The sequence below is a fragment of the Herbaspirillum sp. C7C2 genome (assembly GCF_022627865.1).
GTDB classification, from domain to species: domain Bacteria; phylum Pseudomonadota; class Gammaproteobacteria; order Burkholderiales; family Burkholderiaceae_D; genus Herbaspirillum; species Herbaspirillum frisingense.
The window spans coordinates 375,466-402,141 of the sequence record NZ_JABXGI010000003.1; the positions used below are offsets into that span (position 1 = coordinate 375,466).

At 65.7% G+C, this 26,676-nt stretch carries 23 protein-coding genes; 8 read left to right on the forward strand and 15 right to left on the reverse strand.

Annotated elements, in window-relative coordinates; genetic code table 11:
- Positions 1 to 404 precede the first annotated feature (404 nt).
- From HWE04_RS07630 to HWE04_RS07655, 6 genes are all read right to left on the reverse strand, one after another.
- Positions 405 to 1,139 (reverse strand): ABC transporter ATP-binding protein, encoded by a 735-nt coding sequence (locus HWE04_RS07630; protein ID WP_241812015.1) that lies wholly within the window; start codon positions 1,137 to 1,139, stop codon positions 405 to 407.
- Positions 1,136 to 1,906: an ABC transporter ATP-binding protein gene (locus HWE04_RS07635; RefSeq protein ID WP_241812016.1), complete on the reverse strand. Its 771-nt coding sequence runs from the start codon at positions 1,904 to 1,906 to the stop codon at positions 1,136 to 1,138. The genes HWE04_RS07630 and HWE04_RS07635 overlap by 4 nt, the downstream gene beginning before the upstream one ends.
- Positions 1,903 to 3,858, reverse strand: a complete 1,956-nt coding sequence (locus HWE04_RS07640; RefSeq protein WP_241812017.1) for an ABC transporter permease — start codon at positions 3,856 to 3,858, stop codon at positions 1,903 to 1,905. The genes HWE04_RS07635 and HWE04_RS07640 overlap by 4 nt, the downstream gene beginning before the upstream one ends.
- Before the next feature lie 71 nt (positions 3,859 to 3,929).
- Positions 3,930 to 5,117: an ABC transporter substrate-binding protein gene (locus HWE04_RS07645; RefSeq protein ID WP_152486746.1), complete on the reverse strand. Its 1,188-nt coding sequence runs from the start codon at positions 5,115 to 5,117 to the stop codon at positions 3,930 to 3,932.
- A 115-nt stretch (positions 5,118 to 5,232) separates the two neighbouring features.
- Positions 5,233 to 6,273 carry a porin gene (locus HWE04_RS07650; protein ID WP_102661211.1) on the reverse strand — a complete coding sequence of 347 codons (1,041 nt, stop codon included), beginning with the start codon at positions 6,271 to 6,273 and terminating at the stop codon, positions 5,233 to 5,235.
- A gap of 582 nt (positions 6,274 to 6,855) precedes the next feature.
- The gene (locus HWE04_RS07655; RefSeq protein WP_241812018.1) at positions 6,856 to 7,470 is read right to left on the reverse strand and encodes a flavin reductase family protein; all 615 of its coding nucleotides are present in this window, start codon (positions 7,468 to 7,470) and stop codon (positions 6,856 to 6,858) included.
- Positions 7,471 to 7,663: 193 nt separating this feature from the next.
- Here HWE04_RS07655 and HWE04_RS07660 point away from each other — a divergent pair, with 193 nt between their 5' ends.
- A complete protein-coding gene (locus HWE04_RS07660; protein WP_006465432.1) occupies positions 7,664 to 8,104 on the forward strand; it encodes a MarR family winged helix-turn-helix transcriptional regulator in 441 nt (146 codons plus the stop codon).
- Positions 8,105 to 8,123: 19 nt separating this feature from the next.
- Here the strand turns inward: HWE04_RS07660 and HWE04_RS07665 are convergent, their stop codons facing one another.
- From HWE04_RS07665 to HWE04_RS07685, 5 genes are read right to left on the reverse strand one after another with little or no spacing between them, the layout of a single operon-like run.
- The gene (locus HWE04_RS07665) at positions 8,124 to 10,415 is read right to left on the reverse strand and encodes a xanthine dehydrogenase family protein molybdopterin-binding subunit (protein WP_241812019.1); all 2,292 of its coding nucleotides are present in this window, start codon (positions 10,413 to 10,415) and stop codon (positions 8,124 to 8,126) included.
- Positions 10,416 to 10,474: 59 nt separating this feature from the next.
- Complete coding sequence (locus HWE04_RS07670) at positions 10,475 to 11,098, reverse strand: isochorismatase family protein (protein WP_006465434.1); 624 nt, start codon at positions 11,096 to 11,098, stop codon at positions 10,475 to 10,477.
- A 44-nt stretch (positions 11,099 to 11,142) separates the two neighbouring features.
- On the reverse strand, positions 11,143 to 12,198 hold the full coding sequence (locus HWE04_RS07675; protein WP_006465435.1) for a hypothetical protein: 1,056 nt from the start codon (positions 12,196 to 12,198) through the stop codon (positions 11,143 to 11,145).
- Between the two features lie 41 nt (positions 12,199 to 12,239).
- The gene (locus tag HWE04_RS07680; protein ID WP_241812020.1) at positions 12,240 to 13,064 is read right to left on the reverse strand and encodes an alpha/beta fold hydrolase; all 825 of its coding nucleotides are present in this window, start codon (positions 13,062 to 13,064) and stop codon (positions 12,240 to 12,242) included.
- Positions 13,065 to 13,075: 11 nt separating this feature from the next.
- Complete coding sequence (locus HWE04_RS07685) at positions 13,076 to 13,831, reverse strand: maleate cis-trans isomerase family protein (protein ID WP_077237730.1); 756 nt, start codon at positions 13,829 to 13,831, stop codon at positions 13,076 to 13,078.
- A 394-nt stretch (positions 13,832 to 14,225) separates the two neighbouring features.
- On the opposite strand from HWE04_RS07685, the gene HWE04_RS07690 reads away from it, so the two are divergent.
- Positions 14,226 to 14,714, forward strand: coding sequence for a (2Fe-2S)-binding protein (locus HWE04_RS07690; protein WP_006465698.1), 489 nt, complete (start codon positions 14,226 to 14,228; stop codon positions 14,712 to 14,714).
- On the forward strand, positions 14,711 to 17,662 hold the full coding sequence (locus tag HWE04_RS07695; RefSeq protein WP_241812021.1) for a c-type cytochrome: 2,952 nt from the start codon (positions 14,711 to 14,713) through the stop codon (positions 17,660 to 17,662). The genes HWE04_RS07690 and HWE04_RS07695 overlap by 4 nt, the downstream gene beginning before the upstream one ends.
- A 58-nt stretch (positions 17,663 to 17,720) precedes the next feature.
- On the opposite strand, the gene phnN is transcribed toward HWE04_RS07695, so the two are convergent.
- From phnN to HWE04_RS07710, 3 genes are all read right to left on the reverse strand, one after another.
- Positions 17,721 to 19,757: a phosphonate metabolism protein/1,5-bisphosphokinase (PRPP-forming) PhnN gene (gene phnN / locus HWE04_RS07700; RefSeq protein WP_241812022.1), complete on the reverse strand. Its 2,037-nt coding sequence runs from the start codon at positions 19,755 to 19,757 to the stop codon at positions 17,721 to 17,723.
- Positions 19,754 to 20,587 carry a carboxylating nicotinate-nucleotide diphosphorylase gene (gene nadC / locus HWE04_RS07705; protein ID WP_006465058.1) on the reverse strand — a complete coding sequence of 278 codons (834 nt, stop codon included), beginning with the start codon at positions 20,585 to 20,587 and terminating at the stop codon, positions 19,754 to 19,756. The genes phnN and nadC overlap by 4 nt, the downstream gene beginning before the upstream one ends.
- Before the next feature lie 178 nt (positions 20,588 to 20,765).
- A complete protein-coding gene (locus HWE04_RS07710) occupies positions 20,766 to 21,590 on the reverse strand; it encodes an FRG domain-containing protein (protein ID WP_077237727.1) in 825 nt (274 codons plus the stop codon).
- Between the two features lie 132 nt (positions 21,591 to 21,722).
- Here HWE04_RS07710 and HWE04_RS07715 point away from each other — a divergent pair, with 132 nt between their 5' ends.
- From HWE04_RS07715 to HWE04_RS07735, 5 genes are all read left to right on the forward strand, one after another.
- Positions 21,723 to 22,304, forward strand: coding sequence for a MarR family winged helix-turn-helix transcriptional regulator (locus HWE04_RS07715; RefSeq protein ID WP_077237726.1), 582 nt, complete (start codon positions 21,723 to 21,725; stop codon positions 22,302 to 22,304).
- A gap of 285 nt (positions 22,305 to 22,589) precedes the next feature.
- Positions 22,590 to 23,594 (forward strand): ABC transporter substrate-binding protein, encoded by a 1,005-nt coding sequence (locus HWE04_RS07720; RefSeq protein ID WP_006465061.1) that lies wholly within the window; start codon positions 22,590 to 22,592, stop codon positions 23,592 to 23,594.
- Positions 23,595 to 23,605: 11 nt separating this feature from the next.
- Positions 23,606 to 24,460 (forward strand): ABC transporter ATP-binding protein, encoded by an 855-nt coding sequence (locus tag HWE04_RS07725; RefSeq protein WP_006465062.1) that lies wholly within the window; start codon positions 23,606 to 23,608, stop codon positions 24,458 to 24,460.
- Complete coding sequence (locus tag HWE04_RS07730; RefSeq protein WP_006465063.1) at positions 24,453 to 25,259, forward strand: ABC transporter permease; 807 nt, start codon at positions 24,453 to 24,455, stop codon at positions 25,257 to 25,259. The genes HWE04_RS07725 and HWE04_RS07730 overlap by 8 nt, the downstream gene beginning before the upstream one ends.
- Before the next feature lie 11 nt (positions 25,260 to 25,270).
- Positions 25,271 to 26,020 carry an ABC transporter permease gene (locus HWE04_RS07735; protein WP_039876815.1) on the forward strand — a complete coding sequence of 250 codons (750 nt, stop codon included), beginning with the start codon at positions 25,271 to 25,273 and terminating at the stop codon, positions 26,018 to 26,020.
- A gap of 98 nt (positions 26,021 to 26,118) precedes the next feature.
- On the opposite strand, the gene HWE04_RS07740 is transcribed toward HWE04_RS07735, so the two are convergent.
- Complete coding sequence (locus HWE04_RS07740; protein WP_241812023.1) at positions 26,119 to 26,538, reverse strand: hypothetical protein; 420 nt, start codon at positions 26,536 to 26,538, stop codon at positions 26,119 to 26,121.
- Positions 26,539 to 26,676 lie beyond the last annotated feature (138 nt).

Consider the following 26,676-nt stretch of genomic DNA (forward strand, 5'->3'; position numbering starts at 1 on the left):
GAGATTTTTCGTGATGCATTGCAGTGCGAAACATGACCAATAACAGGGCGATAAATGCCAGTTTGGTGCGGAATTCCGGGGAATGGAAGAGAATTGAAGCGGATCTGCCGGGTCGCTTGATTTAAAGCGTACACATCATTTATTGCACAAGCAGGCAGGGCTTTTTCCGCCCCCAGGCAGGCCGCAGGCGGCAGGCAGCGTCCAGACCCGGCCGCGTCGGCCGGCAGCTCCACCCTGCCGTTCTGGCGGGGCGGCGCTGCCGCCATGGGCCGGCTTGTTGATCGGGAGCACCCCAACCGGAGAAGCACGCCACCCTTATGCAGCGCAACAAACCAGGCGAGAGAGGAAATGACGATCAAGCTACGGCGATCCCGCCGCCACCTCCACCCACGCCAGCTGCCCTGCTACACCGACAGGTAAGCCCGTCGCACCTCTTCGTCTGCCGCCAGTTGCGCCATGCTGCCCTGGTAACGGATATGACCGTTCTCCAGCACGTAGGCACGGTCGCTGACCAGTTCGGCGAAGTGCAGGTTCTGCTCCGACAACAGGATGGCCATGCCTTCGCGCTTCAGGGCCATGATCATGTTGGCCATCTGTTCGACGATGACCGGTGCCACCCCTTCCGAGGGCTCGTCCAGCAGCACCAGGTAGGGGTTGCCCATGAGCGTGCGCGAGACGGTCAGCATCTGCTGCTCGCCACCACTCATCTGGCCGCCCGGGCGGTCCGGCATTTCACCCAGGTTGGGGAAGAGCTGGAACAGCTTTTCCGGCGTCCACTGGACCGCCCCTTCCCGCGCCGGCTGGCGGCCCACCTCCAGGTTTTCCATCACCGACAGGCCGGAAAAGACGCGCCGGTCTTCGGGTACGAAGCCCATGCCGTCGCGGGCGATCTCATAGGGACGGGCGCGGCTGATGTCCTTGCCGCGAAAACTGACTTCGCCCTCGGCCCGGTCCAGCAGGCCCATCACCGCCTTCATGGTGGTGGACTTGCCGGCGCCGTTGCGCCCCATCAGGGCGACCACTTCGCCGCGCCCCACCTCCAGGGCGACGTCGAACAGGATGTGGGCGCGCCCATAGAAGGCGTTCAGTGCGCTGACCTTGAGCAGCGGATCGGTCTTGGGGGATATGGTGACGCTCACGATGGGCTTCCTTCCTTCTCGAATGTCTTGCCGCTGCCGAAATAGACTTCCTGCACCTTGGGATGATTGCGGATGGTCTCGCCATCGCCCTCGGCGATCAGTTGCCCGCGCGCCAGCACGATCATGCGGTCGGCAAAAGCAAACACCACATCCATGCTGTGCTCGGTGAAGAGCACCGACATGTTCTTTTCCAGCACCAGGCGCTTGGTGAGGGCCATCAGTTCATTGCGCTCCTTGGGCGCCATGCCGGCCGTGGGCTCGTCCATCAGCAACAGGCGCGGCCGGTTGGCCAGGGCGATGGCCAGCTCCACCCGCTTGACGTCGCCATAGGCCAGCACGCCGCAGGGGCGCTGCGCCTGCGCCGCCATGCCGACCTGCTCCAGCAGGGCCATGGCCTCAGCGGCAAAGTAGGAGCCCGCCGGGCGCCACAGGCCGAACAGCTTGCGCTGGCGCGACATCAGCGCCATCTGCACGTTTTCCAGCACGGTCATGGAACTGAAGGTGGCCGAAATCTGGAAGGTGCGCCCGACACCGAGCCGCCAGATATCACGCGGCTTCATGCCGGCGATGTCGTGACCGTCGAAACGGATGCTGCCGGTCTCGGGCCGGTACTGGCCGTTGAGGATGTTGAAGCAGGTCGACTTGCCGGCGCCATTCGGCCCCAGCAGTGCCAGCAACTGGCCCGGCGGCAGCTCGAAAGAGACGCCATTGACGGCCTTGTTGCCACCGAAGGATTTACTGATGTTGTCTACTGTCAGCAGGCTCATGCCGCCTCCTTGCCGATACCGGCTTTCAGTTCCGGGGCCCCACCGCTCCCCTTGCTCCCCGGGCTCCCCTGACGTGCCGGGCCACCGAGGAAGCGCTGGAAATAGCCGGCGATGCCCGCCGGGAACAGCAGCACCAGCGCCAGGATCACCAGCCCGAGAATGGCGCGCCAGTAATCGGTCTCGCGTGCGATCACATCCTGCAGCCAGGTGAAGACCGATGCGCCCACCACCGGCCCCAGCAGGGTCTGCAGGCCGCCCAGCATGACCATCACCAGACCATCGACCGAACGGCTTACGCTGATGGCTTCCGGCGAGATGCTGCCCTTGGAGAAGGCGAACAACACCCCGGCCGCGCCACAGAATACGCCGGCCAGCGCAAAGGCCAGCCATTGCATGCGCTTGACGTCGATGCCGATGGCATCCGAACGCAGCACCGAATCACGGGCGGCGCGCATGGCATAGCCGAAAGGCGCGAACAGCACGCGGCGCAACAGCAGCAGGCCGGCCACCGCACAGCCCAGCGCCAGGTAGTAATAGGCCAGCGGCGACGCCAGCCAGGCAGCCGGCCAGACGCCGACCAGCCCGTTGCTGCCGCCGGTGACCTCATCCCATTGATAGATGATGGCCCAGACGATCTGCGCGAAGGCCAGGGTCAGCATGGCCAGGTACACGCCCGATAGGCGCACGCTGAACCAGCCGAACAGCAGCGCGCCCAGCCCGGCCACCAGCGGACCGACCACCAGCGCCAGTTCCATCGGCCAGTGCAGCTTGACCACCAGCATCGCCGCCGCATAGGCACCCAGCCCGAAATAGGCCGCGTGACCGAAGGAATGCATGCCGCCCGGCCCCATGATGAAGTGCAGGCTGGCCGCAAACAGCACGGCGATGAAGATCTCCACCAGCAGCACCGTCAGGTAGGGGAAGCTGTGCGACAGCAAGGGTGCTGCCAGCAACAGCGCCACGGCGGCCCAGGCCAGCTTGCGCACGCCGGCGCCGGCCGGGGCCAGCGGCGCTTCCGGCTGGCCGGTACTGCGAGCGGCAGCCTGGGGCTTGCCCATCAGACCCCAGGGGCGGACCACCAGGATCACCGCCATGACCAGGAATTCCACCACCAGCGTCAGCTTGGACAGCGAGATCACCACTCCGAACACCGACACCTGGCCGATGGCCACGCACAGGGCCTTGATCTCGGCAATCAGCAGGGCCGCCAGGAAGGCACCGGGAATCGACCCCATGCCGCCGACCACCACCACCACGAAGGCGTTGCCGATGGTCTCCAGGTCCAGCGCCAGGTTGGCGGGGATGCGCGGCCCCTGCAGGGCGCCGCCCAGGCCAGCCAGGAAGCAGCCCAGCGCGAACACGCCGGTAAACAGCCAGGACTGGTTGATGCCCAGGGCGCCAACCATTTCGCGGTCCTGGGTAGCGGCGCGGATCAGGGTCCCCCAGCGGGTGCGGTTCAGGACCAGCCACAGCACGCCCAACACCAGCGGGCCGATGGCGATGAGCACCAGGTCGTATTGCGGAATGCGCCGGCCCAGCAGTTGCACCGCGCCACCCAGGCCGGGCGCGCGCGGGCCGAACAGGTCTTCCGGCCCCCACAGGTAGAGCGCGGCATCCTTGAACACCAGCACCAGCGCAAAGGTCGCCAGCAGCTGGAACAGTTCCGGGGCGCGGTAGATGCGGCGCAGGATGAGGATTTCCACCAGGGCGCCCAGCACCGCCACGGCCATCGCCGAGAGCAGTACCGCGCTCCAGAAACCGAGGCCGCTGGCGCCGATCAAGGACACCAGCGTGTACACCACATAGATGCCCACCATGTAGAACGAGCCGTGGGCGAAGTTGACGATGCGCGTGACACCGAAGATCAGCGACAGGCCGGCCGCCACCAGGAACATGGTGGAAGCGTCGGCCAGCCCGTTGATCATCTGCACGATCAGGCTAGAGAGAGTCATGCTTTATCCCCTGTGACCACGGTCCCGCGCAGCACGGGGCTGCGCAGGACCGCTGCAAGGCGTGTACCAGCTCAGTTGGCCGCACGCAGTTTCTTGACTTCGGCATCCGGCAATTGCACCGAAGCGCCATCGACGTAGCTGAAGTTGACCATGATGCCGCGACCATCCTTGAGTGCCGTACGTCCCACGTGGGCGCCCAGGGTGGACTGGTGGTCCTGGCTGCGATAGACGATGGGGCCGGACGGGGTCGCGACCTTCAGGCCCGAGAAGGCGGCCGCCAGCTTGTCGCTCTCCACCGAGCCAGCCGCCTTGATGCCGGTGGCGATCGACATCAGCGCCACATAGCCGACCAGGGACCCGTTGCGCGGGTAGTCATTGAATTTCTTGCGATAGGCGTCGACGAATTTCTTGTGCTCGGGCGTATCGATGGCATACCAGGGGTAGCCGGTGACGATCCAGTTGACGGGTGCCTCGTTCTTCAGCGGATCGAGATATTCCGGCTCGCCGGTCAGCAGCGATACTACTTCGCGTCCTTCGAACAGGCCACGGGTATTGCCCTCGCGCACGAACTTGCCGAGGTCGGCACCGAAGAGCGCATTGAAGATCGCATCCGGCTTGGCATCGGCCAGCGCCTGGGTGACCGAACCGGCATCAATCTTGCCCAGCGGCGGCGCCTGTTCGGCGACGAATTCGATATCCGGCTGGCGCTCCTGCATCAGCTTCTTGAAGGTGGCGATGGCGGACTGGCCGTATTCGTAGTTGGGATAGACCAGCGCCCAGCGCTTCTTCTTCAGCTTGGCCGCTTCGTTGACCAGCGAGGCCACCAGCATGTAGGTGGAGGGACGCAGGCGATAGGTGTACTGGTTGCCGTTCTGCCAGACAATCTTGTCGGTCAGCGGCTCTGCCGCCAGGAAGAAGATCTTGCGCTGCTTGGCATAGTCGGTCAGTGCCAGGCCGGTGTTGGAGAGGAAGCCGCCGAACAGCAGCGATACCTGTTCACGGGTCACCAGTTCCTCGGCCACCCGCACCGAGTCACCGGGGTTGCCGTTGTCATCGCGGGAGATGATTTCCACCTTCTTGCCCAGCAGGCCGCCGGCGGCATTGATTTCTTCCTGGGCCAGTTCCCAGCCACGGCGGTACGGTTCGAGGAAGGCCGGTTGGGCCTTGTAGCTATTGACTTCGCCAATCTTGATGGTGGATTGGGCCAGTGCGCCGGCAGCAGCCGTCAGGCCCAGTGCGGCGACAACGAGATGCTTCAGATGCTTGAGATGGAGGGAGACGTTCACGATCTTTCCTTTCTGCACCCGCAGGTGCAAGCAACAGCAGGGGAAGGAAGGCGCGCCGGGTGGAGCCCGCGCACCTTCCGGCAGCGCATCAGAACAGGTGACGGATACCGAACTGTATGCCGTTCACCGTGCCGCCACTGGCCGGCACGTTCTTGGTGATCGGTGCGGCACCGGCCAGCGAGAAGGTGGCGCCGTTGCTGTTGGTCAGGTGGGCATAGGTGGTGTAGAGCATGGTGCGCTTGGACAGGTCATAGGTGCCGATCAGGCTGATCTGGCGGGCATCACGGCCGGCGCCGGTGCTGTCCTTGGCCCAGCCGTAGCCGGCCCCGATGGTGGCCTGCGCGCTCAGGCGATAGTTGGCCGAGATCGAGTACGCGCCATAGTAGCTGCCGCGCACATTGGTGGTGGCGGCCGCACCGAGGTTGTTGCCACGGTAGTAGCCCAGGAAGATCTTGCCGTTGCCATAGTCATAGGCACCCCCGGCGAAGGTGGAGCGGATGGCGATATTGTCGTTGGCGCTGTTCTGGGTGGAATGGCTCAGGCCCAGGTAGAACGGGCCGCTTTCGTACTCGCCGGCCAGCATATAGGTGGACAGGCCGTTCTTGGGCGTGGTCTGCTCGCCCAGGCCGTAGTAGGCCTGCAGCTTGAAGCCACGCATCACCGGCGAGATATAGCCGATCACGTTGTCGTAGCGTGGCGTGTAGGCCGAGACATTGTTCAGGAAGGAGGCATAGGTCGCACCGGCAAAGGCATCCAGGCGCGCGATCATCAGGAAGCCCGGCGAGTTCTGCCGACCCAGGCGCAGCTCACCCAGGTTATTGGCCAGGCCGACCCAGGACTGGCGGTTGAACAGGCGGGTGCTGTCGTGCATGCCACCGGTGTCGGAGGCGAAGCCGTTTTCCATCTGGAAGTTGGCGCGCAGGCCGCCACCCAGGTCTTCGGTCCCCTTGAAGCCCAGGCGGCTGGCCTGGTAGCCGCCGCTGTCCAGCGACACCACCGAACCGCGACCGCTCGCATTGGTGTAGCCCAGGTAGGTATCGACCACGCCATAGATGGTGACGTTGGATTGCGCCATCGCGCCGCTAGCGCAGAACAGACTGCCGGCCGCGAGTGCCCATGCCTTTTTCATGTTGTTTTCCCTTTTGTTGAAGTGTTGGAGGTGTTGCTGGTGATGCAGTTACTGCAGGTGCTGCTTTCCTGCCTGGCCCGGTGATCCGGGCTTCTGTCTGAAACTGTCTTCGGCGCTTGTCTGGTGTTGTCCTGCACGCAGTGGCTGCGGCATTGGCGAGGCCGTACAACGGCACTGGAAAGCCTCGCCGATCACTTCTTTTTTATGACGTATGCGCTCTATATTTTGAGTGTTAGCAAAATACAGGCCAGCCTTGACCCAGCTCAAGAAGCTCAGGTATTTACTGCTTTAATATTGGATTAACGCGCTACAGACGGGGTTCTACAGCTTGTCTCCACGGCGCCCCGAAAACCGTCTTTGCATTTCTTATTTATAATGTGTACACCATATTAATGCGAAACCGGAAAACTGCACAAGCAGAGTGCGTTGTGCACCACGACATCGCGTCGACGGCAACGCAAATGGCGACATTGAAAATGGAAGAAGCGCGGTCGGCAGACCGGCGAAGCAGGAAGGTGACATCGCCAGCAGCGGATGCAGCCGTGGCCGCACCGCCCTGGTCGAGGAAGGGGAAGTGGGGAATCAGCGTGGACGCGGCAAGGTGAAGTTGGATTCGGTACGGCTGCGGCCATACCATTCGCCGCCCATGCGGAAGAGCAGATCGACCTGGCCCGGATCTAGCTTGCCATCGGCATCCAGCAACTGGTCATCCACGTGTGCGGCCAGCACCTGACCGAAGATCAGGTGGCAGGATGGCTCATGGCGCGGATAGGGCTCCATCATCGCCAGCTTGCACTCGAAGCTGGCCACCGCACCCTCGACGCGGGGCGGCTGCACCAGTTGGCTGGGCGCGGCCTGCAGACCGCAGGCCTCGAATTCGCTGACGCCGGCCTCGAAGGGAAAGGACGTCGCATTGAGCGCCTGGGCCTGCGCCGGCGCGGCCAGGTTGACCACGAACTCGCCGCTGGCGCTGATGTTGTTGACGGTGTCCTTGAGCTTGCCGCCACGCTGCAGCAGCGGGCTGATCAGCAGGGTCGGCGGCTTGCCGGTGATCATCTGGAAGAAGCTGAACGGCGCCAGGTTGGCCCGCCCCTGCCCGTCCAGCGTGGAAACCCAGGCGATAGGACGGGGCACGATCAGCGCCGACATCCATTCATAAGCTTCGACGGGCTTGAGCCCTGCGAAATCGATCAACATTGTTCAACTCTCTCCGATGACAAGCACGACAACTCTCAAATCGGCGCCCCGCAAGCGCGCCAAGGAATCCGTGGCAGGCAAGGCCGCAGCGACGCTTGCCTATACAGCCGGCAGGCAGGACATTAGAATCAGCAGCTGCCCCCTGCTCGCCGCCGGCGAACAAGGCATGCCAAGCCACCCATCCCTTGCGCCAATGACCAAGAAGCCCGCCACCGCCGACTATCATTTCTCCGACCAGATCGGGCACCTGCTGCGCCGCGCCTACCAGCGCCACGCCGCCATTTTCCAGCAACATATCCCGGATTCGCAACTGACGGCCGCGCAGTTCGTGACGCTGTGCGCCATCCGCGACCTGCAGACCTGCTCGCTCTCTGACATCGTCAAGGTGACCGCCATCGACCAGGCCACCATCCGCGGCATCGTCGAACGCCTGAAGGCACGCGACCTGATCGAGCTGTCCCATGACGAGGCCGACCGCCGCAAGGTCCTGGTGTCGCTCAGCAAGAACGCCACCGCGCTGGTGGCCGATACCGTCCCCTTCGCCGCCCAGATCACCGAGGCCACCTATGGCAACCTCAATCCGGCCGAGCGGGTGGCACTGGTGTTCCTGCTGCGCAAGATGATCGACGAATAAGGCCGGGCCGCCGAATCGTTCACACCGCCGGCAAGGGCTCGCGCAGCCCCGCCAGGATGCATTCCGCATTGAAGGGCGGCTGGCGGAAGCGACGCCCGGTGGCATCGAAGAGCGCATTGGACAGCGCCGCCGCGCTCGGCACCGAGGCCGATTCGCCCGCCCCCATGGGGGGCTGGTCCTGGCGCTGCATCAGCACGATCTCGATGGGCGGCACTTCCGTGAAATGCAGGATGGGATAGGCGCCCCACTCCAGGCTGGTGGTCCCTTGCGGGCCGAAACTGACCCGCTCCTTCAAGACCCGGCTCAGCGATTGCAGGATGTTGCCGTGCATCTGGTGGCGCACGCCATCGGGATTGACCATCATGCCGGTATCCTGCCCCACCACCAGCGATGTCACCTTCAGCGCGCCATCGGCGGGATCGACTTCGATATCGATGACCCAGGCCGACCAGGCCGCACCAAACCCGGGGAACTTGCTGTGGACATAGCGCGCATAGGCGATGCCGCGCCCGCGCAGCTTGCCGTCGGACTCCGGCCTGCCACGCGAACCGCTGGCACCGGCCACCCAGCCAGCCTTCTCCGCCACCGCCTGCAGCAGCGCGCTGGCGCGCTCGTCGGGCAGGTGCGCCAGGCGATAGGCCAGGCGATCCTCCCGGGCCAGCTCGGCCAGTTCATCGATGAAGACCTCATGGGCAAAGGAGTTCGGCATGGCCGAGACTCCGCGCAACCAGCCGGCACGCACGATGGGCGCGACGTCGTCGCAATCGATCTGCAGGTGTGGGTAGGCATAGGGCGGCACGGCGGTGCGGTCGCCCATCTCCAGCACGCGGGGCTCGGGGGCGATCCTGCCGGTGAGCAGCAGCGCCAGCACCGGCGCATCGTTGGAGGGATAACGGGTCTGGAAGCCATAGGCCGACAGCCGGCCCGCTTCATCGATGGCACCACGCACCTGCATCAATTGCGCCGCGCCCTTGGGTTCCCAGGCATGCTCCTGCTCGCGGGTGAGCTGCACCCGCACCGGGCGTCCCACCGCGCGTGACAACAGGGCGGCATCGGCCACCACGTCATCGGCACAGTTGCGGCCATAGCAACCGGCGGCTTCCAGCCGGATCACTTCGATCTTTCCTTCATCGAGCTCGCACAGGCGCGAGAGGTCGATGCGCATGACATGCGGATTCTGCGTGCCGGACCAGACGGTCAGGCCATCCTCGCGATAATCGGCCACCGCGCAGGAAGGGCCGATGGAGGCATGCATCTGGTAAGGCCAGACATAGGTGCGCTCGATGCGCTGGACAGCGCTGCCCATGGCGGCATCCAGATCGCCCTGGCGCACCAGTTCGCGGCGCTTGGCCGGGAGCTCGCGCAGGCGGGTCTCCAGGTCGTCCATGGCGGGTAGCGGCGGGATGTCCTTCCAGCGCAGCTTCAGTTCGCGCATGGCGCGCTGCGCCTGCTCCTCGCGCTCGGCCACCACGCCGACGAAATCGCCCTGCACCACCACCGCCACCAGCCCGGGGATGTGGGCCACGGAATCCTGGTCCACCGACAGCAGGCTGTTGCCGATGAAGTCACCACCATCGCGCCCTGGATGCGGCGGGCGCACCACGCGGCCATGCAGCATGCCCGGCACACGCACGTCGTGCACATAGACCGGCTCGGCACGCACCTTGGCGGGAATATCGACACGCTGCGAACTGCGGCCTACCAGCGTGTACTGGCTGGCCGGCTTCAACGGTACGTCGCCGGGGTCGAGGGTGAGGACGATCTTCTGCCCGGCCAGCAGGGTGAAATAGCTGGTACTGCGCTCCGGTTGGTCGGCATCCGTAATGCGCCCCGCTTCGATGCGCAGGCGCGAGACAGGAATACCCCACTGCGCGGCCGCCATGGCCAGCAGGTGCTCGCGCGCCTGGGCTGCGGCCTTGCGCAGCGGCACGGCGGAAATCTGGATGGTGGCACTGGCAATGGTGGGGCCCTGGTTGGGGGCTTCCTCGGTGTGACCGAGGATCATGGTGACGCAGTCCATGTCCACGCTCAATTCCTCGGCCACGATTTGCGCCAGTGAAGTGCGGATGCCGGTGCCGAGATCGACGTGACCGTTGAAGGCCAGCACCCGGCCCTCTGCCAGCAGGGCCACGAACACGTCCGGCAGCGGCTGCACATAGGACGAAGCCGCGCCGGGCTGGCCGGGCGCGGGCTTGGCACCGGGTTGCGGGGCGCGGGTCACCAGCAGCGCGTCGCCACGCTCCAGCAGTTGACGGCGCGCCTCGCGGGGCGTCTGACCGGATGGTTGGCCGGGAGGATTGGTTGCTTGCATCTCAAACCATGGTGCACATCAGATTCATCACGACCCGGACCGTCACCGCCGTCCGGGCATCAAGGCTGGGCGACCACCTTCAGGGCTTCGTCCAGCGGCATCACGGCCGCGTACTTCTGCGCCATGTCGAACAGGTTGGCCTCATGCGGGCCGATGGCGCGGTCACCCACGCAATCGGACACCACCAGCGGGCGGAAACCCCAGGACATGGCATCGACCACGCTGGCGCGCACGCAACCACTGGTCACGGCACCGGCCACCAGCAGGGTCTGCACGCCGTGCTGGGTCAGCCACGGTGCCAGCGAGGTACCGAAGAAGGCCGACGGCACGGTCTTGCGCACCACCAGCTCGCCGGCGGCCGGGGTCAGTTCCGGCACGATGGCGCTGCCCGGCAGGTCTTCCTTCAGGGTCACCATGCCCGGCACCTTCATGCCGAAGATGTTGCGGTCGGCATCATCGTCGGCGAACACGATGCGGCTGTGCGCCACCGGCCAGCCATGCTGGCGCGCATGGGCCAGCAGGCTGCGCGTGCGTTCGATGGCCGGGCCGATGTTGCCGCCGCCGAACTGGGCCGGGTCGGCGAAGCTGTTGACGAAATCGACGATCAGCAGACCGAACGGCGGTTTCATTTCCAGCGTCTGGCCGAAGCCCTGGCGCTGGTAGGTTTCCACTTCCTTGTGCATCGTATCTTCCTTTTGAAGAGGCTGCCGGGTGCACCCGGCTGGCCTCATTGCGAATTGCCGTAGACGAAGCCGTCCAGCACCTTGCCGTCCTTGACCACCGGCGTGCCATCCAGCGCCACCGTGCAACGGCGCAGGGGGATGTCGATGTGGCAGGCGGTGGTGCGGCTGCCGCCGGCTTCGTTGTTGGGGCCGAAGGAGAACAGGAAATTGCCTTCGTAGGCGCGGGCATCCATGCCGATGGTGGCTTCGCGGTCGTACATGGCCAGCGTGGACCATTGCGCGCGCGGTTGCAGGCCCCAGCCGATGTGCGACATGGCATACGCTTCCGGGTCCTTGAAGGAGGCCATGTAGTCGCTCAGCAGCTCGGCATCCAGGCCGCCCTCGATGTCGGTGACGAAACCGTCCTTGACGGTGACCACGATGGCTTCCTGGGCATAGCATTTCATGGGCAGCAGGATATCGCCGCGATCGATGACCAGGGTGCCGTTGGTCTGGCGCTCATTGGGCCAGGTCAGCACGAAGCCGCTGGGCCAGTGGTCCCAGCGTCCCGGCTGATCGACGAAGCCGTATTCCTGAATCACCGGGAATTCGCCCAGCGGGCAGCGCAGGTCGGTCCCGGCGTCCGAGGTGATGTGCATCTCGCGCTTGCCCTCCAGCAGACGCGCCGCCTGCGATACGCGGCGCCGGTCGTCTGCGCTGGGGACCATGCGCACCAGCACCTCGGGCGGCTCCACGGCCAGCAGGATCTTGGTGCCGGTGGACAGGATGTCGTGCTGCTCGGGCGAGAACAGCAGGGTCATCAGGTCCAGCACCAGGTCGCTTTCCTTGAGGGCGGCGATGGCGGCGCGGTTGCCGGTCAGGGGCGTGGTGCCGAGATAGGCCAGCGAGTCGCGGCTCAGGGCTTTCTCGGCATTGACCGGCGGCAGGTCCAGCCGATTGACGGTGGCGCCCATGAGCGCGGCGGCGGTCATGGCGGTGGACAGGGTCTGCGGATGGGTGCTGCTGCTGGTGAGCACGGTGACGATCTGTCCCGGCTCCAGCTTCGACAGGGTCAGCACCTCTTTCCAGGCGCTGATCAGGTCATGGTCGCTGACGGCCATGGTGTTCTCCTTTGCAATCGGTCTTGCGATGAACGCGGCCCTTACAGCGGCGCGCCGAGGAAGTCGCCAAAGGCGGCGTAGAAGCCGGCCTCGTTGTCCCAGGGGATCATGTGGCCGGCGTCTTCCACCCGGCTCACCACCAGCTGCGGCAAGAGGCCCTGCAGTTCCTGCACATCCTCGGGCAGGATGACGTCGCCGCGCGAGGCCTGCATCAACATCACCGGCAGCTTCAGGGCCGGCAGGTCGGCATGGAAATCATCGGTATGGAAGCCCTCGAAGCTGGCGATCACGGCCCGCTCGTCGCAGGTGTGCAGCCACTCGGCACGCAGTTGCAGTTGCTGTTCGGTCCAGGTCGGGCAGAAGGCGCGCATCTGCTCGGCCGAGCAACCCTCGCGCGCCAGGCGCATGGAATCCACGTACCAGGGCAGCTTGGAGGGATAGGCGCGACGACCCGGGCCGGAGACCGGCGGATCGACCATCACCAGCCGCGTCAGGCCGCGTGGCTGCTGGCTGGCGGCGCGGGCGCCGATGCGTCCGCCCATGGAGTGCCCGACCACTGCATAGCGCTCCAGGCCGAGCGCTTCAGCCAGGGCGATGACGTCGGCCGCCTGCGCATCCAGGCTGTAGTCCAGCGTCTCCGAGGCCGAAGACAGGCCACGGCCGCGCACGTCCAGCACATAGGTATCGAACTGCTGGCCGAACCGTTCGCCGACGAAGCCCCAGGTCACTGCCGGGCTGGTGATGCCGGGGACGATGATGACGGCGTCGCGGCCGGCACGTGCACCGTCCTTGCCGCCGAAGCGCAGGTAATGCTGGCGGATGCCGTTGGCCAGGATATTGGCACCGTAGAGGAAGCTGCTCTGCATGGCGCCCCCTCTCAGTAGGCGCCGGAGAGCAGCGCGCCGGCACCCGGCACGATGCGGTCCAGCTCCAGGCGCTTGAGCATGGCGTAGGTGGTGGCCACGGCAGCGGTGATGACGGGCTTGCCGGTCATCGCCTCGACCTGCGCGATTACCGGCAGCGAGGGCATCTGCACGCAGGCCGACAGCACGATGGCGTCGGCCTGGCTGGTATCCATCTGGGCCACGATGGCCGGCAGCTTGGCCGGGTCATGACGAGCCACGTCGAGATTGTCGGGGATTTCCAGGGCACGGTAGTCCAGCACCTCATAGCCTTCGTGGCGGATGTAGTCCACCACCAGCTCGGTGAGCGGCTTCATGTAGGGCGCGACCACCACGATCTTCTTGGCACCGATGACCTTGAGCGCATCGATGAGCGCGCCGGCACTGGTAACCACCGGAGCATCGGCGCCATTGGCGGCGGTGTGGGCGGTCAGGCGTTGCTCGGACTGGCGGTGGTAACCACGGCCCATGGCCATGATGGCCACCAGGCAGGCATAGCCCAGCACATCGACGCGGGCATCGGACAGCTCGACGGCGCAGCGGTCGGATTCACCATCCATGGCCGCCAGTTCTTCCTTGACCACCTTCTTCATGCGCATGCGGCTGGAGTGGAAGGTAAAGCGCTCGGGGCGGATCGCCTGGCGTGCCGTCAGCATGGCCGGGATCTCGGTCTCCATGGTGGTGTTGGAACTGGGGACGATCTGCCCGATACGGTAAAGACGCTGCTGCATGTGAGGTTCTCCTTGATCTGCCATGGTCATGCGAAGTTCGCTAATTTGTAATGCATACACTATATTTAATCATTTCCACGATCTTTGCAACCGGGATTTTCCGGCGCACCAGCAGCGCCAGCAAAATCCCCTTTTATGTGCGATGCAGCACCAAATACGGGAGTTTTAGACGCCCGGCCGCACCAGTTCGAGACCGCGCAATGCAGCATGGAAATTCGTGATTTACTTGGCATTATTGAGTGTGTACACTGTTTTTCGACAAGGCCGGGCGAGGCTGCGGGACAGCCTGTCCGCAGGCGGGCATACTGGCCGCTGCAAGCGCATTGGCATGAAGGATGCTTCATGCGCTGACGATAGAGATCCAAGGCGCCAGGGCGCCGCGACACCAGAGACCATGCACAAGCAAGAACCCATCACCTTCCACGTCAACGGCCATGCGGCCACGCTGGACATTGCCGCCGACGCGCCGCTGCTGAACGTGCTGCGCAACGACCTTTGCCTGAACGGTCCCAAATTCGGCTGCGGCCTGGGCGAGTGCGGTGCCTGTACCGTGCTGGTCGATGGCGTGGCAGCGCGCTCCTGCGTGATCCCGCTGGCTGGCGTGGCCGGGCGCCATGTGACCACGCTGGATGGCCTGGCCCAGGAGGGACGGCTGGACCCGGTACAGCAGGCCTTCATCGATGAACAGGGTGCACAGTGCGGCTACTGCATGAACGGCATGATCATGACCATCAAGGCCCTGCTGCTGCGCTCGCCCAGCCCGACCGAGGACGAGATCCGCAGCGAACTGGACTTCAACCTCTGCCGCTGCGGCACCCATGTGGAAATCATGCGCGCCGCCCTGCGCGCGGTCGAACTGCAGCGCCAGGGTGCAGCGCAATGAGTGCGCCCCTGCCCCGGCAGATGGCCGGCCCGCTGACCACCGGCGGCGCAGCCTCCCTGCGTCACGCCCGCCTGGCCCTGCCGCCGCGACTGGACTGGCAACAGTCCCTCTACACCGGCGCCCGCCTGCAGGGCCTCGACAGCGAGGCCGCGCTGCGTTGCCCGGGCGCGCCACAGGTGGTGCAGCGCCGGCATCTGGTGGCTGTCGTGGCCGACAGCGATGAACAGGCCCGCCACGCATGCAGCCAGTTGCGCCTGCGCTGGAGCGAGGCAGCACCGCAGGACAGCACCCCGCGCGTACGCGCCGCGCAGACACTGCATGCCCGCGGCCAGGATTCCAGCGGCTTGCACGACATCACTATGGACGCCCACTACCAGTGGCGCGATGGGGAATCCGCATCCTCTACCCTGTCATCGTCCCCTTTCCCTTTCCCCGCGACCGGCATCGTCGCCATGGCCAGCCCGATGGGCGCGGGCCTGCGACTGGACCTGCCCTTCGGCAATCCCGCGCTGATCGCCATGGAAGTGGCGGCCCTGCTGTCCCTGCCCGTGGCCCAGGTGGAGGTGCGCAGCCACCGCCCGCCGGCCAGCGCGCAGGAGCGCAGCGCCGCCAGCGACGTGGCCGGCGTGGTGGCGCTACTGGCCCTGCAATGCGGGCAGGCCGTCTCGCTGGTGCTGGAGCCGACCAACTTCGCCAGCAGCCCGACCTCGCTGCAGCTGCATGGCGAACTGGACCAGGATGGCCGCCTCGGCAGCTACCACCTGCATATCGAGCAGGACGCCCCGCCGCCACCGCTGGCCTGGCTGCTGACAGAAACTGCCTATGCCCTGGAGGATGCCAGCGACCCGCGCGACGGTGCCGCCCTGGCCTCGCCTTACGACTGGCAGGCGCTGGAGATCATCGGGCCGCAAGGCGCTGCAATCCCGCTGGCGGCGAGCACCTTCGCGCAGGAAATCTTTTTCGACGAACTGGCCCAGCGCATCGGCGAGGACGCCGTGCAATACCGTCTGCAACACCTGCCCGATGCGCATGGCGCGGCGCTGGTGCGCTCGGTCGCCGAGGGGGCGGGCTGGAACGGTCCGGCCCGGCAGGTGCAGGGCGGCATCCTGCGCGGACGCGGCTTTGCCTATGCCAGCACGCTGGAACAGGAGCAGGGCCAGCCGGTGCAGAGCTGGTCGGCCTGGGTGGCCGATGTGGAATACGACCGCGCCTCCGGCGAACTGAGCGTGACCCGGGTCACTGCCGGCCACGACCAGCGCGCGGGGACGACAGCGGCCGCCGCCCATGCCGCTGACGATCTGCTCGATGAAAAACAACGCGCCCTGCTGGGCAAACAGGCCAGACTGGCGATGGCGCAGACGCTGGCGCCCGACCAGGGCTTCGATGCCTGGTCACGCGAACTGCGCCCCCTGCCGGGCCAGGCCAGCGCCAGCCTGCCCCAGGTCGACCTCATCGATGGCGGCACCACGCCGGCGCTGCGCGACATCCAGCTCAAGGCGGGTGGCGCCTTCACGCTGCCAGCGGCGGCGGCAATTTCCAACGCCATCCATGCCGCTACCGGCGTACGTCTGCGCGAGGCGCCGTTCTCGGGTGAGCAGATCAGGCTGGCACTGGAACATCAGGAGGGTTCGGGGCAGCGGCCGGGCGGCTGGCGCCGCCTGCGCAAATACGGCTGGCTGGGGGGTGCAGCGGCGGCACTGGGCGCCACGCTGACCCTGGCAATGCCCTGGCGCGCCGAGATCGCACCGGTGGCGCGGCCTGCGGCCGACCTGTATTCGGCCGCCACCATCGAACGCGGGCGCCGGGTGGCGCTGGCTGGCGATTGCGCGGTCTGCCACACGGCCCCGGGCGGGGTCGCCAATGCCGGCGGCCATGCCCTGCAGACGCCGTTCGGCACCGTCTACAGCACCAACATCACACCCGATGAAAAGACCGGCATCGGCAACTGGTCCTATGCCGCCTTCGAACGCGCCATGCGCGAAGGCATCCATCGCGACGGACGACATCTCTACCCGGCCTTCCCCTACACCGCCTTCGCCAAGATCAGCGAAGCCGACATGCAATCGCTGTACGCCTACCTGATGGCCCAGCCGGCGGTCTCCAGCACACCACCGGAAAACGATCTGCGCTTCCCCTTCAACATGCGTCCGCTGCTGGCCGGCTGGAATCTGCTGTTCCACAAGAACGAAGTGTTCCAGCCCGACCCGGACCGCTCGGCCCTGTGGAATCGCGGGGCCTATCTGGTCGAAGGCGCCGGTCACTGCACCGCCTGCCATTCACCGCGCAATGCCCTGGGCGCGGAACAGGGCGGACGCCAGTACCTGGGCGGCGGCACGGTCGATGGCTGGGAAGCCCCGGCATTGACGGCGCTGTCGAAGTCGCCCACGCCCTGGACCGAGGATGAACTGTTCAGCTACCTGCGCAGCGGCTTCTCGGACCGCCACGGCATTGCCGCCGGACCGATGGCGCCGGTGGTGGCCGAACTGGCGCAACTGCCGGCCGGCGACGTGCGCGCCATCGCGCATTATCTGGCCTCGTTCCAGGCAACGGCCACCAGCACCACAACACCGGCCCCCATCACCACGACCAGCCTCAGCGAGAGCCAGAAGCTGTCGCAGGCCAATGGCAAGCGGCTGTTCCAGGGTGCCTGCGCGGCCTGTCATATCGAAGGAACGGGACCGACGCTGTTCGGCGTGCGTCCTTCGTTGCGGGTCAACACCAACCTGCACAGCGACACACCGGACAATCTGATCCACGTCATCCTGCACGGCATCCGCGAACCGGCCAATCCGGCGCTGGGCTACATGCCGGGCTTTGCCAACAGCTTCAGCGATGCCCAGGTGGGTGATCTGCTGGCCTATCTGCGCAGCGAGTTCGCCGCCGGCAAGCCGGCCTGGGAAGGCGTACCGGAGAGCATTGCCCGCTCACGCACACAAGCCGGACATTGAGCGTGACATTGCAGCGGCGTCCCGCGTACGGGGCGCCGCTGCAATTTCCGTCCAGCCTTCAATGGCCGACCAACACCACCGGACTGGCCAGAGCCTGCAGTTCGGTACCGACCAGTTCCAGGTGCGCAGCGCTGGCGGCATGCACCCGCAACAGCGCCTGACCAGCCTGCACCCGCTCACCCACCCGGCATAACAAGTCCAGTCCCGCCCCCGGATACCCCGGAGCGCCGGCAGTGCGCGCCAGTCCCGCGATGGCCCAGCCATCGACCTGGCTGATCACGCCGGACTCGTTGGCATGCCAGGTCAAGACCTCGGCGCAGGGCGCAGCCTCCACCTGGGGGGGGCCCTGGGCGGCGATGATGCGCGCCAGCGCGGCCTGGGCGGCGCCGCTGTCGAGCAGTTCGGTGGCCTTTTGCAAGGCGACGTCGACCTCCCCCAGACGCGGATCGAAGGACAACAGATGCGCCGCGAACACCAGTGCCTTGGCACGCAAATCCTGCGGCGCCTGTGGATCGCCCGCCAGGACCTGGCGGATATCGCGCACCTCCAGTGCCGGGCCGATACCGCGCCCGATGGGCTGGCCGCCATCGGTGGCCAGCGCCCGCACTTGCATGCCCAGCCCCTGCCCTACCTGTTCGAACAGCCGGCACAACTGCTGCGCCTGTTCCGGCGTCTGCTGCTTGGCATAGGGACCGTACGGCACATCCACCACCAGATGGGTGACGCCGGCGATCACCTTCTTGGACAGGATCGAGGCCACCGACCAGTGCGCCGTCTCCAGCCCGTAGGGCCGGGTGATGCGGTTCATCACTTCATCGATGATGGAATGGCTGATACGGCCATTCCAGGCGATGCAGGCCCGGGCCTGGCGCACGCAGCGGCGTACGGCCTCGCCATCCAGATCGACATTGGCCAGCAGGGCCATGGTGTCGGCCGTGCCGGCGGCCGAGGTGATGGCGCGCGAGGACGCCTTGGGCATGGCCAGCCCCCAGGCCGCCACGATCGGTACCACGATGGGCGTGATGCGGCTGCCGGGGACACCGCCCAGGGAGTGCTTGTCGACCACCATGGGCTCGTCCCAGCTGATGCGCCGGGCCATGCGGCTGCGCGCCTGGGCCAGCGCCAGGGTTTCTTCGGCATCCAGGCCACCGGTGATGGAGACCAGCAAGGTGGTCAGCTCGGTGGTGCTGTAGCGGCCATCGACGGCATCCTGCAGGATGGCCTGGTACTGATGTGCCGGCAGGCGTTCACCGCGCAGCTTGCGGCTCCACAAGGGACGGCTGGCCGGGGCCAGCAGGCGCAAGGCCTGCACCGTCTGAGCCGATCCAAGGCGCTGGCGCAAGCCTGCGGGCAGCGCCAGCCAGGGGCTAGCGTCGTGGCCGCCGTCGGGCCAATGATGGATGCGCACGTCGACCATGGCACCGGCCGCAGCGCGCAGGCGCAGGCGCGTGCCGGCTGCCCAGTGGCGGGGATGGGCATAGGCCACCGCCTCCTCCCCGGTTTCCACCGGCGCAGCGCGCACCACGCAATGTTGCAAGGGGGCGCGCAATACCGCCAGCAGGCGGGCGATGCCGGTGGCGGTATCGCTGTCGTTGGCCACTGCCTGGCGCAGGATGCCGGGCGGCGCGGGGTCGACCTGGCGCTGCAAGCGCGCCAGGATCTGCGCATGATCCTCGCGCCCGCGCCCGGCAATGCGCTGCGCCAGCACCTCGGGCGGGGCCGAGATTTCCACCACCACCAGGCTGGGCAGGCGCTGCGCCAGCGCTTCCACGGTGGCGCGCGAGCCATTGGCCACGACGTGGCGACCGGCTGCCAGCTCGGCCAGCAACTGACCCGGCAGGCCATAGGACAGGCCATGCGCCTGCCAGGTCAGCAGGAACTCGCCCGCCGCCGCTCGGGCGGCGAAGCCGGCCTCGGTCTCGGCGTCATGGTCTTCACCGGGGGCGCCGGCCGGCCGCGTGATCACGCGGCGGGCAAAGACATAGGGCGCATCGGCCAGCGCCTCGCGGGCGCCGCTCATCAGGGTGTCCTTGCCGGCCCCGCTGGGGCCGACCACCAGGAAGAAGGTGCCGGGCGCCGTGCTGGCCGGGCTCATGCTTCGTCCAGGCCGATGTCCACGGCCGGCGCCGATTGCGTGATCTTGCTGGTGGAGATGTAATCCACCCCGGTCTCGGCCACCGGGCGGATGGTGGTCAGGCGGATGCCGCCGGAGGCCTCGACCTTGACGCGACCATCGACGATGCCGACCGCTTCGCGCATGTCGGGCAGGGACATGTTGTCCAGCATGATCACGTCCACCCCGGCGGCCAGCGCCTCGCGCACCTGTTCCACGCGGTCGCACTCCACTTCCAGCTTGGTCAGTACCGGCAGCTTGCGACGCACCCGGGCCACGGCTTCCTTGATGCTGCCGCAGACGGCGATGTGGTTGTCCTTGATCATGACGCCGTTGTCCAGCGCCAGACGGTGATTCAGGCCGCCACCGCAGAGCACGGCGTGCTTTTCCAGCATGCGCAGGCCGGGGGTGGTCTTGCGGCTGTCGATGAGCTGCGCGCGGGTACCGGCGATCTCGGCCACGTAGCGGGCGGTCTCGTTGGCGATGCCCGACAGGCGTTGCACCAGGTTCAGTGCGGTGCGCTCGGCAGTCAGGACGCTGCGCGCATTGCCCTTGACGGTCAGCAGGATGGCACCGGCCTCGACCCGGCTGCCGTCGGCGTGATGCACCTGCACTGCCAGCGTGGCGTCGTATTTGCGGAAGACCCGGGCGGCTACCTCGATGCCGGAGACGATCAGGGATTCACGGGCATTCATGACGAAATGGCCCTGCTCGTCCGGCTCGATCATGGTCTGGGCGGTCAGGTCGCAGGCGCCGATGTCTTCGGAGAGCCACAGGTCGATCAGTTTTTCGGTGGCGTAATGGTCGTACATGGTGAATCCTTTCGTTGGCGTGGTGAGGGGCTGGCTGGCCCCGAAATGAATGACAACTGGAATGGCAACTACAATTAAGTTAGATATCGAACTATTTAAGAACGGACTTCGGTGCGGCGGATGTGATGCAAGGTGTTCAGGACTCCTGGAAAAAAGGGACGCGGTGGCGACGTGGGGTTCAGCTCTTGCCCAGCCTGGACTGGTAATCGACGATCAGTTGCTCCCACACCATCTCCAGCTCGTAGTCGATGGAGCGGGCCAGGCCATCCAGGCCGGGGAAGAGCGTGGCGGCGGTGATGTTCATCCGGTACAGCGCCCGCAGCGCCGGCTCGCGCAGCGCCGCCGGCAGGATGAACTTGCGGATCAGCGGTTCGCTGGCCTCGTAGCCGGCCAGCAGGCGCTCCAGCGGCGCCTCCAGCGTACCCGGCACGACCAGGATGCCGGACTGCGCCACCAACCGCGCATCCATCTGGTTGGGTTCACCGAACCACACCAGCGGCAAGGCATTGCCGGCGAAATAACGCTGGTAGCTGTCGGGCTTGCGCAGGTCGATGGCTTCGCGGTTGAGCGTCGGATCGAAGCGCGGCGCCGCCTTCCACAGGGCCGGGGTATTGAGCGCATAGACGGCGGCATCGCCATGCAGTTGCTGCATGGCAAAGAAGGCCGCCACGAAGGGGGACTTGGTGAAATCGATCAGCCGCGTCGGCGCGCCATGGTGTTGCATCAGTGCCAGGCAGCGCAGGTCATCGTCCAGCACCGCCGCGTCATGCAGGAAGACATGGGCCTTGCGCCGGAACACCCGGATCGCCCGCTCCTCGCGCAGGGGCCATAGCGAGGGATCGGGGCAATAGCGTGCCAGGTGCCGGGTCAGCGAACTGACCAGCGGCCAGCGATGATCGGCCTGACCACGGAATACCCAGCCCTCCAGCTGGTCGCTGGCGGCAGCGAACTCATCCCAGCTGGACAGTACGACCTGATCGATGGCAGTGGCGAGAGACATCATGACCCCGAAAATATTCTTCGATATCTACGATTATGCAAGATGCAGGCCAGCCTGTCATGGTGACTTACCCTGCCCTCCCTGAGCGGGCTGCAAATGGGTATGATTGCGTTATCTTAGATTTCTGATGAAATGATGAAAGCCACACGATCCCGGCCTCTGGCCGCCGCCCCGGTCGAACAAGATGAACCGGATGAACTGGAACAGGCACTGGAAGCCCTGGCCGCCGAACGCGTCGCCCACCTGGTCAAGGATGCGGCGCGTGCCTTCATCCGCAGCCTGCAGATCCGCCTGGCGCCGCATGCGGTCAGCTACGGCCACTGGACCATCCTGCGCGTGCTGTGGGAACACGACGGCCTGTCCCAGCGCGACCTGGCCGAGCGGGCCGGCGTGAGCGAAGCCACCACCGCCACCGCCCTCAAGTCGCTGGAAGCCATCGGCTACGTCGAGCGCACCCATCTCCCGGGTGACAAGAAGAAGGTCCACGTCTTCCTCAGCAAGCAGGGCCGCGCCCTGAAGAAGAAGCTGGTGCCGCTGGCCGAGGACGTCAATGACCTGAGCCTGGAAGGTATCAGCGAGGAAGAGCTGGAGACCACCCGCAAGGTGCTCATCGCCATGGCCCTGAACCTGGCGCGGGACGAGCGCCAGGCGGTGGAATCCGGCAAGCGCATGCCCTCCACCCAGGAGGTCGGACGCCTGGCTTCCGGGCTGGGCTGAACCTCCCCGGCGCTGCCCCATCCCTGTGCAGACGCACCAGCAAGTGACGGGCGGGCAGCATAATTGCACCATCGGAGAAAGCGCCGTGGCTTGTCGGCCACGCATCTCCTTCGACACATGTTCTAAGATATCTAACTATATCTTGCAGACTGCAAAAGGACTTTCAGACGATTTTTTGATCGATATCTAAGCTTGGCACGTCGTTTGCATTGACAGCATCAAGTGCTTGCAGGTACGCCCCTTGCGAGTATCCGATTGCAGTGTCCATCACGTGTCGAGGAAATCATGAAAAGCTTTTGCAAGAACCTGCAAGCTGTAGTGTCTCTCAGTGCTGCCCTGGTTGCAGTGGCTGTACCAGTCGCCCTCCCCGGTCTGGCCCGCGCCGAAGAAATCTCGGTCACGCAATGGGGCACCAGCCTCTACGGCCTGCCCTATGCGATTGCCATCGAGCAAGGCTATTTCAAGAAGGCCGGGGTGGATATCACCGGCATCCTCACCTCCGGCGGTGGCGGCACCACGGTGCGCAACATCCTGGCCAGCAAGCTACCGTATGGCGAAGTGGCGGTCTCGGCAGCGCTGGCCGCACAGCGCCAGGGGCTGGACGTGGTCATCGTCAATACCGGTACCCGCAGCGTGGCTGAAGCGTCGGCCGTGACCATGCCCAATTCCCCCGTCAAGAGCATCGCCGACCTGGCCGGCAAGAAGGTCGCCATCACCTCGCCCAAGGGCGTGTCCGAAATGCTGCTGCTGATGGCGCTCAAGGCCAAGGGCGTGGATGCGGCCCAGGTGCAGCGCGTGGCCTCGGGCGGCTACATCAACGGCCTGACCATGCTGGAGCAGGGTTCGGTGGCTGCAGCCGTGCTGATCGAACCCCTGTCCATCGTGCGCAAGGATAAGTACCGCACCGTCTACAGCGCTGGCGAGGTGCTGCAACCGATGACGACCTCGGTGGGCATCACCACCCGCGCCTATGCCAAGGCCCATCCGGAGACCATCCGCGCCATCATCGAAGGTCGCCAGCAAGGCGTGCGGGCGGTGTACCGCGATCCGGCCGCCGCCGCCAAGCTGCTGGAAAGCAGCTTCAAGCTCAGCCCGGAGGTGGCGCGCGAAGCGGTGGACAACATGGTGCGCGCGCGCATGTGGAGCGAGGGCGACTTCGATCAGGCCGAACTGGACCGCATGACCGACGGCCTCAAGCTGATCGGCGAGATCAAGGACAACGTGGAATGGGACAAGCTCATCGACAGCAGCATGCTGCCGCCGTCCATCAAGATCAAGAGCAAGCTGTGAGGGAGTCCGCCATGAAGAGTGAACACACCGTCTTGGCCGCCGAGGCCCTCCTGCAGGACAGCCCGGCCACCACGCCCCGCGTGCCGCACGCCGTGCTGCAGGGTGTCACCCGCAAGTTCGGCAAGGCCGGCAGCGTCTTCCATGCGCTCGGCCCGATCGACCTGACGCTCTACCAGGGCGAGTTCTTTTCGGTGGTCGGCCCTTCCGGCTGCGGCAAGTCCACCTTGCTCGATACCCTGTCGGGCCTGGCCTCGCCCTCCGACGGCACGGTGCAGTTCGAGAACCGCGAGGTCAAGGGCGTGCCCGATGGCGTGGGCGTGGTGTTCCAGGAAGACGCCTCCTTCCCCTGGCTGAACGTGCGCGACAACATCTCCTTCACGCTGCGCATGCGTGGCATGGAGGGCGCCGAGATCAAGCGCCGGGTCGACTACGCGCTGGCCTTCATGGGCTTGAAGGATTTCGCCACCGCCTACCCGGCGCAACTCTCGGGCGGCATGCGCCAGCGCGTGTGCATCGCCCGCACGCTGGTGCAGCAGCCGCGCCTGATCCTGCTGGATGAACCTTTTGGCGCGCTGGACCAGCAGACCCGCCTGCTGATGGGCGACGAACTGCTGCGCCTGTGGCGCGAGACCGGCGCCACCGTGCTGCTGATCACCCACGCGCTGGACGAGGCGGCCATGCTGTCGGACCGAGTCGGCGTGATGTCCTCGCGGCCGGGCCTGTTCATCGACATCGTCGAGACCGGCTGGCCGCGTGACCGCGATAGCCGGGTGGTCTCCACACCACGTTTCGGCGAGGTCAATGCCCGCCTGTGGGAACGCCTGCGGGTGGAGTCGTTGAAGGTAATGGGAGCCAGCCATGGCTGAAGCAAGCTCTGCTCATAGCGCTGCCGCCAGCCCGGCGCGCAGGTCGGCACACCAGCTCGATGGCCTGGTCCGCATTGCAGTGGTGATCGTACTGATCGGGCTGGTGGAACTGCTGTGCCGCAGCGGCCTCATCCAGCCCACCACCATGATCGCGCCCTCGGCCATGGCCCGCCACGCCTGGGAAATCCTGCGCGAAGGCAAGTTCGACAAGGACATCGCCATCAGCCTGGCCAACATCGGCGCCGCCACGGTACTGGCGGTGATCCTCGGCTTCATCTGCGGCCTGCTGCTGCATGCGCTGCCGGGCCTGCGCAGCGCCATCGAACCCCTGCTGGCCAGCTATTACGCGGTGCCGACCTTCATCTTCTATCCGGTCTTCATCGTGCTCTTCGGCGTGGGCTCGGCACCCATCATCGCCATCGCCGTGCTGCTGGCCATCGTCACCATGATCACCGCCACCCTCAACGGGCTGGACCGTATCCCGCGCGCCCTGCACAAGACCGCCCGGGTACTGCGGCTCACACCCTGGCAATCGGCGGTACGCGTGAAGCTGCCGGCGGCACTGCCCTACCTCTTTACCGGGGTGAAGCTGGTGGTGGCCTATGCCTTCATCGGCGTGATCGCCTCCGAGTTCATCCTCTCGGGCTCGGGAATAGGCTATGCGATCGGCTATGCCTACAACAACTTCGAGAACAACGACATGTATGCGCTGATGTTCCTGGTGCTGGCCAGCGTGACCCTCGTCAACCTCCTGCTGAACGCGCTGGACCGCCGCCTGCAGGCGCGCCTGCGTCGCTGAAAGGACAAGCCATGAAACCGATGCGCGAGATGCAAACCCCGCTGCTCTACGCCCTGCTGGCGGCCGGCCTGGCCGTATCCTGGCAGGGCCTGTACTGGATCAATGGCGGCAGTGCGCTGGCTTCGCCGGGGCAGGCCGTGCTGACCCTGGGCAGCATGATGCAGACCAGCGAGTTTTGGCTGCATGCGCTGGAAACCGGCAAGGCCTTGCTCTACGCCCTGCTGATCGGGCTGGTGGGTGGCCTGGCGGCAGGCTTGCTGCTGGGCGTGAACCGGATGGCGCGCGATGTCTCCGAACCCATCCTCCTGAACATGTACGCCATCCCCAAGGTCACGCTCTATCCGCTGGTGCTGCTGGTGTTCGGGCTGGGCCTGTCGGCCAAGGTGGCCTTCGGGGTGATGCACGGCATCATCCCCATCATGGTCTTCACGATGAATGCGATCCGCCAGATGCGCCCGGTGCTGTTGCGCGCCGGCCAGTCGATGCGGCTGACGCGCCGCCAGTCGCTGCTGCACATCGTGCTGCCGGCCATCCTGCCGGAAATCACGGCCGGCCTGCGCCTGGCGTTTTCGCTGACGCTGCTGGGGGTGCTGATCGGGGAGATGTTCGCCTCGCAGCGGGGGCTGGGTTTCCTGCTGACCAATGCCATGAACCTGGGCGACATCCGCACCATCATGGCGGTGGCATTGCTGCTGTCAGTCTTCGCCCTGGCCTGCAACGGCGGCCTGATGTGGCTGGGACGACGCCTGTCGCCGCGCTGAAGCGCGGCCGGGTCCAGACGGTTCCCTTGTGTCTGTGTTGGACACATTGATCCTGTGTGGAAACACACAGGATCTTTTTTGCGTCAGCAGGGACCTGTTCAGTTGTCCTGATGCGCCCAGTTGAAGCTCAGCGAAGTCGGCTTCTGGCCCACCTCCACCTTGCTGGTCTTGGTGACGCCGTTGTAGTCCGCCTTCACCTCGTAGTGACCGGCCGGCAACTTGAGATTGGTCATCGGGCCGGCGCCGGGCAGGCTGAAGACGGTCTTGCCCTGGCTGTCATTGACGCTGAGCTTGACGTTGCTGACATAGGCGCCATCCTTGGCTTCGGAAAACAGCAGCCGCAGGTTGTAGTCCTTGGCCGCCTCGCGCAGTTTGGTCTGTTCGCCCGCGCCGATGCCGCCGTTCATGTAGGCCACGCTACCCTGGGTATCCTGGGTCTGGGCCTGTGCGAAGGGTGCCGCCATGCCGGCCAGACCGAAGACGATGGCGCTGATGGCGGTGATCTTGTTGATATCCATGATGGCTCTCCTTGTACGTAGATGAAGACTTGAAGGATCAAGAGACGAATCACGACGCCACTGTCGAGCTGGCGCCGTCAGATTCACTCTAGTGACATAGACTTAACTGATCCTTAACCCCGCAAAAGATTCCACCCG